Genomic DNA, 16,000 nt, shown 5'->3' on the forward strand with positions numbered 1-16,000 from the left:
AAAAATATTATACATCAAGTTGAAGCACTGTTAAATAGCTGATAAAATGACCAATAACCAATGACAAATACCCTCACCCATCTTTTCCATTTTTGGACGCATAAATCCATTCCACCCTCTCCCTATGGGAGAGGGGTTAGCTACTTTAAGTTTTCACGGCTGAAAAAACCGGGTGAGGGAAGAAATAACTGGGTGAGAGTTGTTGCTATTTTCGGATTTTGGATTTTGTTTTTGGGATTTTCTGCATCATACGCAGAGTACGTTCCAGGCGAGATAATTGTTAAATTCAAAAGCGCTTCGGCATCAAAGGCGATTTCGATCAAATCATCGGCTGTTTCAGAAAAACTGGCAAAGATAAAAGCGATCAGGATCGAAAGGGCCTTTCCCAGAGAAAGACAGCCGCGCGCGCCCATTAAAATGATGTCTGGAAAACAAGTTAGGATCCCGGACTTGACTTTGATCAACAGGATCTTTATCCCAAAAGATGCGGATATTTCTACAGCGATCAAAGAATTAAGAGCCTTGCCCGAAATCGAATACGCTGAACCAAACTATATTTATCATGCTTTTTTAACTCCTAACGACCAGTATTTTTCGCTCCAGTACGGATTGGCAAAAATAAGCTGTGAAGCCGGATGGGACGCAACCACAGGCACATCGGAAGTTATAGTCGGCATTGTAGACACAGGCGTTAATTACAACCATGCCGATCTTGCGGGAAAAATAATATTAGGGTACGATTACTCAAATTCCGACAGTGACCCCATGGATGATAACGGCCACGGCACCCATTTGGCTGGGATCATTGGCGCATCAACGAATAATTCGGTCGGCATCGCAGGAGTTAATTGGAATGTAAAAATATTGGCGGTGAAATCTTTGGATTCCGGGGGATCTGGAACATCGCTTGGCGTCGCCCGCGGCATTAACTATGCGGCCAATAATTCAGCGGAAGTCGTTAATATGAGCTTTGGCCAGCCTGTCGACGACGCAACTATCAAAGACTCGATAATCTCGGCGTACGGGAAAGGATGCGTACTTGTTGCCGCCGCCGGGAATGATGACGTGAACACTCCCGAATATCCCGCGGCCTATAATGATTATGTGATCGCAGTTGGATCAACTGACCAAAATGACGCAAAATCCGAATGGGGAACAAATCCTAATACTGGCGCTCTTCAAGGATCAAACTACGGGACATGGGTTGATGTTTGTGCTCCAGGCACACTTATCTGGAGCACTTGGCATACGGGATCATATCTGCAAAAGAACGGCACTTCGATGGCAACCCCGCATGTAGCGGCGCTCGCTTCCCTAATATTATCGCAAGACCAGACGTTCACCCAATCTGAAGTGAGAAGCAGGATCGAAAATTCCTGCGATAATATTGATTCGGCTAATCCAAGCTACGTCGGCCTTTTGGGCCGCGGAAGGATAAACGTCGCTAAAGCTTTGGGGCTTCCGATCGCGAAAATAACATCTCCTTCCAGCGCATCTTATGTCAGCGGCACGATAGAGGTCAGCGGAAGCGCCACAAGCGCCATCCTCTTGAATTATGAGGTGCAGGTAGGAACCGGGTATCCCGCAACTTTGTACCAGACATTGGCTGCCGGGACTTCGGCCATAAGCCAAGGGACCCTTTGCTCGTTTAATACAAAGATCAAAAGCGACGGGATCCATACCTTAAAACTGATCTGCAGAAGCACAAACGCTCTTACGTCAGAAACAACAACAAAAATCACAATAGATAATACTGGCCCAATTGCTGTGATAACTTCCCCCGCCGATTCGGCTGTAGTAAGCGGAACAGTTGAAATAATCGGAACCGCATCAGACACAAACCTCGCATACTATGCTCTATCCTATGCAAAAGATTCCGATTATACCCAAATAACAAGCTCCGCAACGTCTGTTGCAAGCTCAACACTCGGGCTTTGGAACACTAAAGGGCTAAGCGGCCCATATAAATTAAAACTGGCGGCGGAAGACGCGGCCGGCCATCAAACGACCAAGGTCATAAACCTCGAGATATCGGCGCAGGACAGCTCCGAGCAAAAAGCGGCTCCCGGCCTTATTAAATCAACGCCAAACCCGTTCAATCCGGTTTCGCAATCGACAACATATTTTTCATATACGCTTTCGAGCAATTCGCCGATAATTATTTACCTTTTCAACATGAATGGAGAATTAATATGCACAAAAAGTTATGCCAGCGGCGACAATGGCGGGAAAGCCGGGAACAATTTGGCGCCATGGAACGGGCGCGATTCTTACGGCCAGATAGTATCAACCGGAGTTTACTTCTACAAAATACTCGATGCCACAGGCGGTAGAAAAACCCCCATAGGATCAGGGCGCGTTATAGTCATCAGATGATCAGAAATTAAGGGTCCCTTCAAAAGTCAAAAGGTACGCTGAAAGGTTGTCCATAGGATTTACCCTGTTCTCAAACTTTACAAGCTTATAGGCCGCAGTAAGCAATAGTGAATTGAGAACAGGATTTTCCTGGGGAACATTAAAGTTCAAGCTGAAGGTATTCGTGGTTTTCAGGTAATCAATATTTGGAAGCACGCCGCCAGCCTGCACCTCCCCTTGATTATGCTCGTCATCAAGATTGTGCACGATCTCGCCCCAAGTGAATACTTTGCAGCCGGTCCTGACCGATACCAAGCTCTTATGCCTGTCAATGTTATCATTAAGGCTTGTTGTAACCTTTAAGTTATAATTAAAATCCATGCCCAACCTGTCTATCGGCTTGAAATTTATTTTGCATTTGACGGTTTGGTTCCGGGTTTTAAGTTCGGCAGATGTGGTTGATGTCAAATAATAATATTCCTCCTGGGCAAATCCCGGTGAAAAAGTCAATATTTGCAGGGGAGTCCAGGCTAGAGTATAGTCCTGAACAAACGATCTGGTGTCGGTTTTAACTTCTATCGATCCCTGGGGAGTCCTTGCGGACCTGTCGAACAATTGGAAGTTCGAGCCTAATTTTATCTTTTCATGCGAAATCGGGGTCCAGACCGATGAATAAGTATTCGACAAACCGCTGCTTTCAAGCGCCGCTTCGCTTACGGTAAAATCCTCTGCCCTCGAATAATTTGCAGAAAAAGCTGGATTTGGAGTTAAGCTCAAGCCTGTTACGGTCCTTTCAGTTTTCGGGTTTTTCCCATTTACGACCACCGTCGGGGTTTCCTGCCTGTTGTAGTCGTAATTTGTAGATATGGCGTCGAGCGGACTGAAATCGACATGGTATGTCGTGTTTTTTGTCGTAAGCTTTGTTTCAGGCAAAGGCTTAAAATTTATCGCCTGATGGTAAAGTTGTTTTGCATAAGTTGAAAGCTTTTTGATCCTGGGGACCGTCAGGTCAAGCGAGGCATCATAAGAATAATCCCGTGAAAGCGAATGCGCGGTCTTAACTTCGCCCGTCATTGTGTTAATGGTTATAGGCTCCGACAATTGTATATCCCCGCCCAATTTTATCCTGTCTGTAAATTGAAGGGTATAATTTGCATGCCCGGATTTGATATTCCCTTTTGTTTTGCCCAACAGATCCTGGGATAGAGTTCGGGCGGCATCATATCTTTGGTTTAATGCGAACGGCCCAAAACCTAAAGCCCTGGGAGCAACGCCAGCCGTAAAAGTGTTCTGCGAATTATCAGAAGATGGGACGGCCGATCCGGAAACCGGATCCCCTGCAACGATAAGATGCCTATAAGCAAAATTCATATTGCCAAGCCCCAAAGGATTCAACGCCGCAGTATAATTCCTGTCGTAATTTCTAGTGTATGCCGTCCTGCTTGCGCCTATAGGGTTGTTTGTTTCGCGATAAGTATAGGTTGTCGAAAAATCCTGCACAGTCGGCGCAAGTCCTACTGAAAAATCCATGTAATCCGAACCAACCCCGATAGCGGTCCCGCCCAGCGGATTAAAATTAAAACCGATCTTTTTGTTATTATACGAGGCCGAGATCTTCCCGAGCGTGCTCTTAACTCCGTATTTATAAGAGCTGTCGGATTTGACGCTTGAAGAGACAACGGAGCCTCCTGTCGCCTGATAAGCATAGTCGACCGACACGACATCGCTTGTTGTTAGAGTAACATAAAAGAAAGTCAAGCTTCCGGTCGTATAATCGACGAAGTAGTCAATGTCCTTATTCCGCAGATAAGTATTTACATAAACTTTTTCGCTATTTTCAACAACCGGCAAATTTTTGAGAGTTATCTTATTTGTCGGCGACGCAAATCCCGTAAAAGCATCAGTTGTTGTAACTGATGCTACAACCTGGTCGGTATTCGACCTTGCAAAATCCCCTTCGAATTGGATAAGGTCCCCAAGCCTTGCATGCGCATCAATGCCTGTCAGGTCCTGCGAAATATCCCCGCCTACCGTCGCCTGGGGGGCAATATACTGGAAATAGATCGAAAAATTTTGGGTCGGCGCAAGCTCATTATTAAAAGTGATATAGGGATTGTCTTTAGAGTAATTGATCGCATACCCCTTGGCCCCTGCGTCCCCTTCAAAACTGCTGTTCCGCGCATAGATTATTGAGATAAGCGATCCCGAATTCAACACTTCGATCCGTTCGGTGCCTGGCACAATGTTCCTGAAGTTGCGGATATAATACGGCCCCCTGCTCCCGTTGCCGGCCCCCGAATACCTGCCCACAATGCTGCGCTTATAACTGTAAAGCACCGTTACTTCAGATGTTGCTTCAAGAGTTGAAAGCATTTTAATGGCGCCTGTTGCAAATCCGTTTGAAATATCGAACCTGTCATTTATGAAAGGCAATTTTGTTTTTGGGATAATGTTTGCATATCCCGTCAAGGCATTTGCTTCAGCAGTTGGGACCGTATAGTCGATTTCAGCGGTAGCCGCTTTTCCATTTATCGTAACGACCAGAGAGCCTCCTTCTGCCGAGGTAAGCACAGGGAATTTTGACAAATAGATCGTATTATCATTTGCAATGATGCTTTGGCCGGTTTTGCTTTCGATAAAAGAAGCTGTAGCCTCGCCAACGCTTTTTTTGGAAGATTCTTTTAAATACGTCATGCCTATTGTTAGAGATTTCGGATATTTCGGAGGAGGCGGAGGAGGAGGCGTTTCAAACACTTGATATCTGTAATTTACATCGATAATCGAAGTATTTGAAATATTATAGTTAAATGTAACCCTTCCTGCATCATAATCCATTGTGTAGTCAAAATCACGGACAATAAATCTCTTGTCAACATATATTTTTTCGCTATTAATAACAATCTTTTCTTTCGAAAATTTATACGGCCCTCGCGCCCCCGTGCCGGGAACGCTGTCTACAAGCGGGGCTGTATCAAAATACTTATATGAAACCTTTAATTGGTCCAAACTGTCAGGCAAAATAGGCGTCAAAAGCGTCAACATGCCATCCTCATATCTTATGGTATAATCTTCGTTCTTTTTTAGCTGCGTCCCTTTAAATATGGCCAATTCCGAGAATGGAACGACAGGCAGGTTTTTCATCTTATATCGGCCGGACGCTTCCTCCGTTAATTGGGAAATACTGGCCGCTTCAATGCTTGCTTGCGATTCTCCGGTCATGATCCCGATTTCAGGCCCTGTTTCAAGATTTATAACTTGATTTTTTATTAGATCAAACCTAACCCTGTTTTTCTCGAGAACTAATTTTAGCTTTTTGCTTTTTTTCCAGTCTTTTTTCTTCAAAGCAATATCGAGCGCAATCGTAACTTTTTCCATATAATCAGTTATTTTCTCAAGCTTTTCCCGGAAGAAAGCGATCTCAAGCAAAGTCTTTTGGTCGGCTTGCCTGCTTTGGTATTTTGATATTTTACTTCCCGATTCCAAGGCCGCAGGAAAAACCTCGTTCCATTCTTTCGTGATAGGATAAAGTACAGGTGTTTTGGTTCCCCAGGTTGCCTGATCGAACGTGAACCGGCCCTGCACCCCGAAGAAATCCTTCTTTGAAAGCGATGGGAAAAATATATCGATCAAATTGGTGAACTCAAAACTATATTTAAATTCATCGGCCGCAGTTAAGATCCTGTTAAATGTGATCTTGCCTTCAAAATAATCGATCAAATAATCCGTTCCCCTCTGAATGACCGCTCCGTTCAACTGGATGCTTTCTGATCCTTCAACGATAGACCCGTGGCCTAAGCTGTAGGGACCTTTTGAATTATTTCCTCTCTGCGATGTGATCCCTTGGATCTGGCTTTTTAGCTTGGCTGATGGCACGGCTAAAAAATCATAATTTGTATCTTTTGACGAAAGCATGACGCCGTTCAAGAATTTTGTCGTTGTGGCAAACTCATTGCCGGTAAAAGTTGACGTAAAATCCCCGAATGTCAGCTGGTGCTTGTTGTCATAGTTAACTTTTACATCGTATTTATCGGGGGCTTCGGGCTGCTGCTCGACATCGTAGACGACCGAAAGCTTTTCATTCAATTGGCCCATTATCCCAAGCTGAAGGCGCTCTTGCCAAGGGCCTCCAGTCACTGTCGGCGAATACCCGCCTAAATGGGTGAGCCCTAGAAAATAATTTGTTTGTGGATTAACCTTGACTTCGCGGTATTCCCATTTTTTAAACCCTGTGACATCGATCTTTGGGTATTCTGCGCAAAAACTTTTCCCGCCGCATAAAAGCAGGATAAAAATAAGCGCAGCGAACTTGATTTTCATGATTAGGACTTATATTTTTTAACCGCTAATACCGCATTATGACCGCCAAACCCAAGTGAATTGGAGATCGCAGCATTAATTTCAATTTTTTGCGCGTGATGAGGAACATAATTCAGATCGCAATCCGGGTCAGGATTTTCATAATTGATTGTTGGCGGGGCGATATTGTTATTAACTGAAAGAGTCGTAGCAATAAATTCAACAGCGCCCGCCGCGCCAAGCAAATGCCCGATCATTGATTTGTTTGAACTTATTGCTAGCTTTTTTGCATGCGTTGAAAATGCGGACTTTATCGCCATTGTCTCGAATTTATCGTTTAATTCAGTTGATGTCCCATGGGCATTGACATAATCGATATCTTCGGGTTTAAGGTTTGCATCGTGAAGCGCCGAAAGCATCGCCCGCGATGCCCCGTCGCCGTCAGGAGAAGGGGCTGTAATATGGTGCGCGTCGCCTGACATCCCGTATCCTGCAACTTCAGCGTATATTTTTGCATTTCTAGCTTTTGCATGGTCTAGCGTTTCAAGTATAACGATCCCCGACCCTTCGCCCATTACAAAGCCGTCGCGTTTTAGGTCAAATGGGCGGGATGCGATCTCGGGATTGTCGTTATTGGATGTTGAAAGCGCGCGCGCCGCACAGAAACTTGCGATCCCAAGAGGGCTAATAGCGGCTTCTGTGCCTCCCGCAACCATAACTTTAGCATCGCCGCGCTGTAAAATCCTGAATGCATCGCCGATATTATTCGTGCCTGTCGCACATGCAGTAACAACACAACTGTTCGGGCCTTTTGCCCCAAGATGGATCGATACGATGCCCGCGGCCATATTTGTGATCATGTATGGGACGGTAAAAGGAGAAAGCCTATCAGGGCCTTTTTGTTGGAGATTTATTGCCTGCTCTTCTAAAAAATCGATCCCTCCGATGCCCGATCCTATCATTACGCCGACGTTTGCCGCGTTTGCGCTTGAAATTTGAAGCCCCGAGTCATCAAGCGCGAGCTTAGACGCCGCAACCGCAAGTTGGATGAACCGCACCAGCTTTCGGGCTTCTTTCTTGTCCAAAAACTGCGATGGGTCAAAATCCTTGATCTCCGCGGCGATCTTGCAAGGGAAGGCCACCGCATCAAAATGAGTTATGCGTGATATCCCGTTTTTCCCCGAGACCAGGTTTTTCCAAAATTCCTGGAAGCCGATCCCTATAGGAGTTACAGCCCCAAGCCCTGTAATAACAACGCGATTCATCAATCCGGCTCCTTTTCGGCCTCGGCCGCAAGTTCTTCGATTATTTTTGCTGCAGGCTTGATCGCGCGATCCTTTATCTTCCAAACATTTTCTCCCGAAAACACAATTCCCTGCTCGATATCGCCTTTTTGCGAGTTCACCAGCGCTTTCATGATGCAATATTGGAGCGAACAGCTTTTTAGGCAAAAATCGCAGCCGATAGGTTTTGGAGCGTTTTTATTTAGTATCTTATTTACGAATTCCGTCTTAATGGCGCGGCCAGGCATGCCGACTGGAGATGAAATGATCGCTATATCCTCTTGTTTTGCCGTTTGGTATCTTTGTTTATATTGGATTGCCGCATTGCACTCTTCAGACAGGACAAAACGAGTCGCTATTTGAACGCCGCGCGCCCCAAGCTTCAACATTTTTACAATAGAAGCTCCGTTAATTATTCCTCCGGCGCCGATCACGGGAAGGCGAACTGCCTCCAAAACTTCGGGTACGATGTCCCATACGGAACGGTCAGTCCCCAAATGCCCGCCGGCTTCTTTTCCTTCGACAACAACTGCCGCGGCTCCGCATTTTTCCGCGGTTTTTGCAAGCCGCGCCGAGGAAACAATCGATATTATCGGGGTCTTGCTTTCATGTCCGACCTTAAAAATGTCCCTTGAGAACCCGGCGCCTGTAAAAACAACATCTATCTTTTCTCTGATGGCGGTATTTACGATCCCCAAGAATTCACGGGCGGCAAACATGATGTTTATCCCGACAATGCCGCCTAAAGCTTTATCCCGCGCGATCCTAATTTCGCGCGCAAGCTCCTCAAAAGTCATGCCGGAGGCGCCAATGACCCCTATCCCTCCGGCCGCGGCAACGGCTCCAGCAAGATTTCCCGTCGAGATCCTGACAGCCATGCCGCCTTGTATTATCGGCACCCTGGCGGCCAGGCCGCCGATCTGTAATTCAGGAAGTTTCACTTATGACCTACTTTGCGTGGGACAAAATATATGATACTGTATCGCCCACGGTTTTAATTTTTTCAGCGTCCTCATCGGGGATCTCCGTGCTGAAAGCTTCCTCAAGAGCCATAACGAGTTCCACCGTATCCAATGAATCCGCGCCCAAATCGTCAACATATGAAGATTCTCTTTTGACTTCAGCGTCAGAAACGCCCAATTGCTCGACAACGACTTTCTTAACCTTTTCCAGAACTTCTGATTCGTTCATTCTTTCACCTCCTATTATGTGTTCATGAGCATTCCGCCGTTAACGTTGATAACTTGTCCTGTAATGTAATCCGATTCGGGACTAGCTAAAAACAAAACGGCAGCTGCTACGTCTTCAGGCGTACCCATCTTATTCATAGGAACTTGGGCCAACATCGCTTTTTTTACATCTTCAGTCAACTTGTCCGTCATCGCGGTCTGGATAAATCCTGGAGCCACGGCGTTTGCGCATACTCCGCGGCTTGCCAGCTCGCGAGCAACTGTTTTTGTGAAACCAATGACTCCCGCTTTTGACGCCGCATAATTTGCCTGGCCAAAATTCCCCATCTCGCCAACAATCGATGCGATGCTTATTATTTTACCAGACCTTTGCCTGGCCATCAAAGTTGAAATGATTTTTGTACAATTAAATACGCCTGTAAGGTTGACCGAGATCACAGAGCTCCAATCTTCCGGCTTCATTCTCATTAGCAAGCCATCTTTTGTGATCCCAGCATTGTTGACCAAGATATCAATTTTGCCCATTTGGGCGACCGCTTGCTTGACGCCCTCTTCCACATCGCAAAAATCAGATACATTGGATTTAAGCGCCATTGTTTTGACCCCAAGAGATCGGATCTCTTCCGATGTCTTTGCCGCTAATTCCAAATTGATGTCTGATACTATTATATCCGCACCTTCTTTGGCCAGCGAAAACGCGATCGCGCGGCCAATCCCTTGGGCGGCGCCAGTTATAAAAGCGACTTTACCTTCAAGCTTCGACATAAGTTTTAACCTCCGCTTCTGGATCTATTTTTTTGATCAAATCGCTCAACACTTTTCCGGGACCTACTTCTATATATGTTGTCACACCAAGAGATCTCATTTTCAGGATCGAATTAACCCACAAAACCGAACCGGTCACTTGATTATACAAGTTTTTCCTGATTTCTTCAGCCGATTTTTCCACATCGGCATTTATATTAGCAATAACAGGCACTAAAGATTCTTTTATATCAGCTTGATCCAGTTTCATTTTTAATTTATCGGCCGCAGGTTTCATCAGAGAGCAATGGAAAGGAGCCGATACCGCAAGAGAAATCACTCTTTTAGCGCCTGCCTCTTTGCACAACCTGCCGGCTTCTTTGACCGAAATCTTATTTCCCGAAATTACTATTTGGTCCGGGGAATTAAAATTGGCAAGTTCAACTACTCCAAGATGCGAAGCTTTTTTACAGCAATCGATAACTTTATCTTTAGATAAGTTCAAAACGGCGGACATAGCGCCGACGCCCAAAGCCACCGCCTCCTGCATGAACTTGCCCCTAAAATGCACAAGTCTTAGTGCATCTTTAAATGAAAAAGAACCAGCCGCAACTAAAGCTGAATATTCACCAAGCGAATGCCCGGCAACATAATCTGGCTTGAGCCCTCTATTTTTCAGGATGTCGTTTGCCGCAACACTAACTGCCAGTATCGCCGGCTGGCTTAATTCTGTTCTCTTAAGCTCATCTTCGGGGCCCTCAAAACAAATTTTCAAAAGATCTAAGCCAAGTATTTCATTGGCTTCGGCTAAATAATCCTCTGCGAAACCCTTCCCCATTCCGACAAATTGCGCCCCCTGCCCCGGAAATATGAAAGCTGTTTTCACCTGTACCCCCTCTCATTCTCCCCCTTATCAAGGGGGAGATGTCCCGAGCGCAGTCGAGGGACAGAGGGGGTCACCCCCTGATCTCCTTGATCTTTTTTATCAAAGCAGGTATCACTTCCAAACAATCTCCAACTATCCCATATGCCGCGACTTTGAATATCGGGGCATCCGGGTCTTTATTGATGGCAATGATCGTATCGGATCCCTGCATGCCGACTAAATGCTGAATTTTGCCTGATATGCCGCAAGCAATATATAATTTCGGGGCAACGGTCTTTCCTGTTTGCCCTACCTGATGGTGGGCCGATATCCAGCCAGCGTCAACTGTAGCGCGAGACGCGCCAACTGCTCCCGACAATACCGATGCCAGCTCTTCGATCAATTTAAAATTCTTCGGATCGCCGATCCCGCGTCCGCCCGAAACAATTATTTCCGCTTCCTGCAAATTAACTTTTGCTGATTCGTCTTTGATCGATTGCAATATCTTAACGAGAAGATCGGCATCATCAATGATCGGATCAAAATTTATAATATTACCTTGTTGGGATTTGGGAGTTGGAAGTTGGGATTTTTTGAATACTTTTGGTCTTACGGTTGACATTTGCGGACGGTGATTCGGAGCAATGATCGTCGCCATGATATTCCCGCCGAATGCCGGACGCGTCTGCTGTAATATCTTTTTTTCAGGATCGATCGACAATGCAGTGCAATCGGCCGTAAGCCCGGCATTGACCCTGATCGCAAGCCTAGCGGCAAGATCGCGGCCTAAAGTCGTAGCGCCCATTAAAAAGATCTCAGGTTTAAATTTGCGGATCATTTCGGTTATTGTTCTAGAGTATGGGGCGGTTCTATAGCTTCTAAATTCATCGTGTACTGATAAATAAACCTTGTCGGCGCCGTAAGAAAATATTTCGGACAGGTTTTTTTCGATATTTTTATCCCCAAGAAGTACTGCAGCTACTTCGCATTTAAGGTCCGCCGCCAATTTCTTTGCTTCGGTCAAGAGTTCAAAAGTTACGAGGTGCATTTCGCCGTCCCTGTGCTCGGCAAAAACCCAGATATTTTTATAAGATGAAAGATCGGCTGTACCTGATCTTGATTCTTCTTTTTTTAGGTCGATCGCCAATAATTTACAGGCTGTGACGCATGCTCCGCAAAGTGTGCACTTAAGCATATCAATTACTGCAAGCTTCTTTTGTGTTCCTTCACGCGCATTCATTGAAATAGCGCCAAAAGGACAAGCCTTAACGCACAGCGTGCATCCGGTGCATAAATTATCTAATATTTTAATGCCCATATTTTCCCTCAACTCACCCACTCCCCTCCGCCTTCGGCGGTTTCCCCTCTCCCTCACTTAATAAGAGAGGGAGAGGGGATAAAGGGGTGAGGGTGAGTTAAATGATCTTCCTCTCTTTTAATTTTGAGACAAGCTTGCTCACGACTTCATCCGTTGATCCAGACATTATTTCCCCTGCCCCTTTTGGCTGCGGTGAAAATATCTTGACCACTCTTGTTGGAGATCCGTTGAGCCCTATCTTCATAGAGTCGGCCTCGATATCAGCGGCGCTCATGACTTTTGCTTCCGTCTTCTTTGCTTTCATCATGCCTTTTAGAGAGGGGATCCTTGGTTCGTTTATTTGTTTTACGACAGTTAACACGCAAGGGAGTGGAATTGATACGACTTCGTTTGCTTCTTCCAGCAATCTTTCGACTTTTGCGGTATTCCCGTCAACTTCAACTTTTACGGCAAATGTCGCTTGAGGGATATTGAGCCATTCCGCGATCCCAGGCCCTACTTGCGCCGTATCCCCGTCGATTGCTTGTTTGCCGCAAAATATCACATCGAACTTGCCAAGCTTCTTGATCGTCTGGGCTAGAGTATACGATGTTGCCCAGGTATCGGATCCGGCAAATGCACGGTCAGAAACAAGAACGATTTCGTCCGCGCCCATTGCAACAGCTTGTTTCAAAGCTTCTTTTGCTTGTGGAGGGCCCATTGTGACGACGGTGACGCGGCCTCCGTGTTTTTCGCGAAGCCTAAGAGCTTCTTCAATTGCGCATTCATCGAATGGATTTACGATGGAAGGCACACCCTCGCGAATGAGCGTATTCGTTTCGGGGTTTATCTTAACTTCCGTAGTGTCCGGAACTTGTTTGATACAAACAACTATTTCCATTAGCCGTGTTTAACGCTTTCCTTAATTAAGGACAATCCGATCTGGTTTCGCTGTATCTGGTTTGTCCCTTCATAGATTTGTGTTATTTTTGCATCTCTTGCCATTTTTTCCACCGGATATTCTTTCATGTATCCATATCCGCCAAGAACTTGGATCGCATCGATTGTAACTTTCATCGCAGTATCAGATGCGAAAAGTTTTGCTTCTGATGCCGGGAGAGTATAATCTTTCGCCCCGTTGTCGATCATCCTGGCGCAAGCGTAAACTAGCGCGCGGGCCGCTTCGATCCCAGTTGCCATATCGGCCAATATATGCTGGATCGCTTGGATCGCGATAATAGGTTTGCCGAATTGAACTCTTTGTTTGGCATATTTGATCGATTCATCAAGCGCGCCTTGCGCGATGCCTACAGCTTGAGCTCCAATGCCCGGCCTTGTAAGATCGAGCGTTTTCATGGCAACGATAAATCCCATGCCCTCGCGGCCTAAAAGCTGGCTCTTATGAACCTTGCATTCCTGGAATACAAGTTCTCGAGTAGCGGAACAGCGGATGCCCATTTTATTTTCTTTTTTCCCGAAGGTGAATCCCGGCGCGCCCTTTTCTACGATAAATGCAGAAGCTCCTCTCGGCCCTTTGCTTTTATCGGTGATAGCTATTACAGAATAAGTTTCGGCTTCGCCGCCGTTTGTTATCCATTGCTTTGTTCCGTTTAAAACATAATAGTCGCCTTCTTTTCTGGCCGTTGTCTCAAGACCTGCCGCGTCTGACCCTGCGCTTGCTTCGGTCAAGCCAAATGCCGCGAGTTTTTTCCCTGCAGCGATCTCCGGCATGTATTTTTTCTTTTGTTCTTCGGTGCCGAATAACAGTATCGGGGTCGAGCCTAACGCCGACGCGGCAAAAGTGACTCCTACTCCGCCGCAAACGCGGCTTATCTCTTCTGTCACAAGGCAGAAATTAAATACGCTCTGCCCCATGCCGCCAAGCTCTTCGGGGATATATAGCCCGCATAGGTCGGCATCCGAGAACGCTTTCATTGCTTCCCAGGGGAATTCGCCTTTTTCATCCCATTCCGCCCTTTTAGGCAGAACTTTTTCTACCGCTACTTTTCGCGCCAAGTCCCTGATCATCTGCTGTTCTTCGGTCAACCCATAATTAAGCATTTATTTTACCCCCATCTTATTACATTGGCGCCATATGTCAGCCCCGCACCGAAACCCGCAAGCACTACAATGCCGCCTTTATGGACTTTTTTATCGGCAACCGCCTCATCCAATGCGATCGGGATCGATGCTGCGGACGTATTGCCATATTTTTGCAAATTAACATATACTTTATCTTTTGGCAAGTTGAATTTTTTGATAACGTGGTCGATTATCCTGATATTTGCCTGGTGCGGTATCAAAAGACCGATATTAGACATTGATAGATTTGTTAATCTTAATACTTCCAGTACCGACTCCTCGAGCGCGCGCACTGCGAATTTAAAAACCTCTTTGCCGTCCATGCAAATAAATCCTTTTTGCGGCATTACAAGAAATTTCCCACCCTCGCCTTTAACTTTAAGATAACTTCCGAGGATCCCACAATCCTCGTTCGTGGCTTGAAGGACAACAGCTCCTGCCCCATCGCCAAAAAGTATGCATATGTTCCGGTCCTTCCAGTCAACATATTTAGTTAAAGTATCCGCGCCAACAACCAGGATATTCTTATAAGTCCCGGTTTCTATATACTTGGAAGCGACAGACATCGCGAAATTAAAACCGGAACATGCCGCAGACACATCAAATCCCGCCGCATTTGTTGCCCCAAGCTTATCCTGGATGACGCAGGCTACAGACGGGAATAAGACGTCAGGCGTGCACGTGGCGACTATAATGAGTTCAATGTCTTTTTTGGATAATTTTGCGGATTCGATGGCTCTTTTTGAAGCCTCGTAGGCGAGATCGGATGTCGCAGTCTTTTCGTCGGACACCCTGCGCTCTATGATCCCAGTCCTTGCGCGTATCCATTCGTCGGACGTTTCCACTTTCTTTTCAAGGTCTAAATTCGTTACAACGCCTTGCGGAACAAAAGATCCGGTCCCCAAAATTCTAGCTCTCACTTGCTTTCCTCTTGTTTAATGCATTCGACTATATTTTCTTTGACCGATTCGTTCGCGACCCTTATCGCGTTCATAATCGCGCGGGCTTTTGCCCTGCCGTGCGCCTTGACGCACACGCCATTAACGCCCAATAGCTGGGCGCCGCCGTATTCATCATAATCGATCTTCTTTTTTAAACCGTTAAAAGCCGGCATCATGAACAAGGCGCCGATCTTGGCAAGGGCGCTTTTCGATATCTCTTTTTTTAGCAGGTCGATTATCCGGTACGAGATGCTTTCGGCCAATTTAAGGACTAAATTCCCGACAAAGCCGTCGCAGACCACAACGTCGACATTGCCCGAAAGTATTTCCTTGCTTTCAACGTTGCCGATAAAATTAATGTTCGATTGTGACAACAATTCCCACGCCGCCTGCGTCAATTCGTTGCCTTTTTCTTTTTCTTCGCCGATATTGAGCAATCCGACCCTTGGCCGATATATATGCATTACATGTTCGGCATAAAGGCTCCCCATCTCGCCGAATTGCTGGAGGTGCTTCGGCTTGTTGTCGACATTCGCCCCCATATCAAGAAGCAGGACCCTCGAATTTTCAGTGGGAAAAACAGTAGCTATTGCCGGCCTCTCAACCCCTGAAATCCGCCCCAGCTTGAACAAGGATCCGGCCATAAAAGCGCCCGTATTCCCGGCCGACACTACAGCCGATACAGTCCCGCTTTTCAACAAGTCGAGCGCAACATTGATCGATGCGTCTTTTTTTTCGCGGATGGCGGATACAGGCGATTCGTTCATCCCGATATTCTGCGTTGCATTGTGTATATCTATATGGCCAATAAACTTTTGCTTTTGTATGATATTCGCGAGCCGATCCGTTTCCCCAATAAGCGTTATATCAAGCCCCGGAGTATTAGACAACGCAAGAATTGCGCCTTTGATAGTTTCTTCGGGCGCGAAATCCCCGCCCATTGCATC

Annotated in this window: 12 protein-coding genes; 1 reads left to right on the top strand and 11 read right to left on the bottom strand. The window is 46.2% G+C overall.

Annotated features, from left to right (window positions below; translation table 11 throughout):
- The first annotated feature begins 60 nt into the window (after positions 1 to 60).
- Complete coding sequence (locus HZC34_05330) at positions 61 to 2,376, top strand: S8 family serine peptidase (GenBank protein ID MBI5701244.1); 2,316 nt, start codon at positions 61 to 63, stop codon at positions 2,374 to 2,376.
- On the opposite strand, the gene HZC34_05335 is transcribed toward HZC34_05330, so the two are convergent.
- The 11 genes from HZC34_05335 to plsX form a co-directional block, all read right to left on the bottom strand.
- Entirely contained in the window at positions 2,377 to 6,672 is a 4,296-nt protein-coding gene (locus HZC34_05335) for a hypothetical protein (GenBank protein MBI5701245.1), read from the bottom strand.
- A 2-nt stretch (positions 6,673 to 6,674) separates the two neighbouring features.
- Positions 6,675 to 7,916, bottom strand: coding sequence for a beta-ketoacyl-ACP synthase II (fabF, locus tag HZC34_05340; protein ID MBI5701246.1), 1,242 nt, complete (start codon positions 7,914 to 7,916; stop codon positions 6,675 to 6,677).
- On the bottom strand, positions 7,916 to 8,875 hold the full coding sequence (locus HZC34_05345) for a nitronate monooxygenase (protein MBI5701247.1): 960 nt from the start codon (positions 8,873 to 8,875) through the stop codon (positions 7,916 to 7,918). The genes fabF and HZC34_05345 overlap by 1 nt, the downstream gene beginning before the upstream one ends.
- Before the next feature lie 7 nt (positions 8,876 to 8,882).
- The gene (gene acpP, locus HZC34_05350) at positions 8,883 to 9,125 is read right to left on the bottom strand and encodes an acyl carrier protein (protein MBI5701248.1); all 243 of its coding nucleotides are present in this window, start codon (positions 9,123 to 9,125) and stop codon (positions 8,883 to 8,885) included.
- A gap of 14 nt (positions 9,126 to 9,139) precedes the next feature.
- Positions 9,140 to 9,889 (bottom strand): 3-oxoacyl-[acyl-carrier-protein] reductase, encoded by a 750-nt coding sequence (gene fabG, locus HZC34_05355; protein ID MBI5701249.1) that lies wholly within the window; start codon positions 9,887 to 9,889, stop codon positions 9,140 to 9,142.
- A complete protein-coding gene (gene fabD, locus HZC34_05360; GenBank protein ID MBI5701250.1) occupies positions 9,876 to 10,706 on the bottom strand; it encodes an ACP S-malonyltransferase in 831 nt (276 codons plus the stop codon). Before fabD ends, fabG begins: the two co-directional genes overlap by 14 nt.
- 118 nt (positions 10,707 to 10,824) lie before the next feature.
- A complete protein-coding gene (locus HZC34_05365; GenBank protein ID MBI5701251.1) occupies positions 10,825 to 12,051 on the bottom strand; it encodes an electron transfer flavoprotein subunit alpha in 1,227 nt (408 codons plus the stop codon).
- Positions 12,052 to 12,148: 97 nt separating this feature from the next.
- Positions 12,149 to 12,931 carry an electron transfer flavoprotein subunit beta/FixA family protein gene (locus HZC34_05370; GenBank protein MBI5701252.1) on the bottom strand — a complete coding sequence of 261 codons (783 nt, stop codon included), beginning with the start codon at positions 12,929 to 12,931 and terminating at the stop codon, positions 12,149 to 12,151.
- The gene (locus HZC34_05375) at positions 12,931 to 14,091 is read right to left on the bottom strand and encodes an acyl-CoA dehydrogenase family protein (protein MBI5701253.1); all 1,161 of its coding nucleotides are present in this window, start codon (positions 14,089 to 14,091) and stop codon (positions 12,931 to 12,933) included. The genes HZC34_05370 and HZC34_05375 overlap by 1 nt, the downstream gene beginning before the upstream one ends.
- 5 nt (positions 14,092 to 14,096) lie before the next feature.
- Positions 14,097 to 15,032 carry a ketoacyl-ACP synthase III gene (locus tag HZC34_05380; GenBank protein MBI5701254.1) on the bottom strand — a complete coding sequence of 312 codons (936 nt, stop codon included), beginning with the start codon at positions 15,030 to 15,032 and terminating at the stop codon, positions 14,097 to 14,099.
- Complete coding sequence (gene plsX / locus HZC34_05385) at positions 15,029 to 15,994, bottom strand: phosphate acyltransferase PlsX (GenBank protein MBI5701255.1); 966 nt, start codon at positions 15,992 to 15,994, stop codon at positions 15,029 to 15,031. Before plsX ends, HZC34_05380 begins: the two co-directional genes overlap by 4 nt.
- Positions 15,995 to 16,000 lie beyond the last annotated feature (6 nt).

It is taken from the genome of Candidatus Saganbacteria bacterium (genome assembly GCA_016223245.1).
In the GTDB taxonomy this organism is placed as follows: domain Bacteria; phylum Margulisbacteria; class WOR-1; order XYC2-FULL-46-14; family XYC2-FULL-37-10; genus JACRPL01.

What these genes read in the sequence shown, in the direction of transcription:
- HZC34_05330 (MBI5701244.1), top strand. Translation starts at nt 61, where the DNA reads ATGACAAATACCCTCACCCATCTTTTCCATTTTTGGACGCATAAATCC.
- HZC34_05335 (MBI5701245.1), bottom strand. Translation starts at nt 6,672, where the DNA reads ATGAAAATCAAGTTCGCTGCGCTTATTTTTATCCTGCTTTTATGCGGC.
- fabF (MBI5701246.1), bottom strand. Translation starts at nt 7,916, where the DNA reads ATGAATCGCGTTGTTATTACAGGGCTTGGGGCTGTAACTCCTATAGGG.
- acpP (MBI5701248.1), bottom strand. Translation starts at nt 9,125, where the DNA reads ATGAACGAATCAGAAGTTCTGGAAAAGGTTAAGAAAGTCGTTGTCGAG.
- fabG (MBI5701249.1), bottom strand. Translation starts at nt 9,889, where the DNA reads ATGTCGAAGCTTGAAGGTAAAGTCGCTTTTATAACTGGCGCCGCCCAA.
- fabD (MBI5701250.1), bottom strand. Translation starts at nt 10,706, where the DNA reads ATGGGGAAGGGTTTCGCAGAGGATTATTTAGCCGAAGCCAATGAAATA.
- HZC34_05365 (MBI5701251.1), bottom strand. Translation starts at nt 12,051, where the DNA reads ATGGGCATTAAAATATTAGATAATTTATGCACCGGATGCACGCTGTGC.
- HZC34_05370 (MBI5701252.1), bottom strand. Translation starts at nt 12,931, where the DNA reads ATGGAAATAGTTGTTTGTATCAAACAAGTTCCGGACACTACGGAAGTT.
- HZC34_05375 (MBI5701253.1), bottom strand. Translation starts at nt 14,091, where the DNA reads ATGCTTAATTATGGGTTGACCGAAGAACAGCAGATGATCAGGGACTTG.
- plsX (MBI5701255.1), bottom strand. Translation starts at nt 15,994, where the DNA reads ATGGGCGGGGATTTCGCGCCCGAAGAAACTATCAAAGGCGCAATTCTT.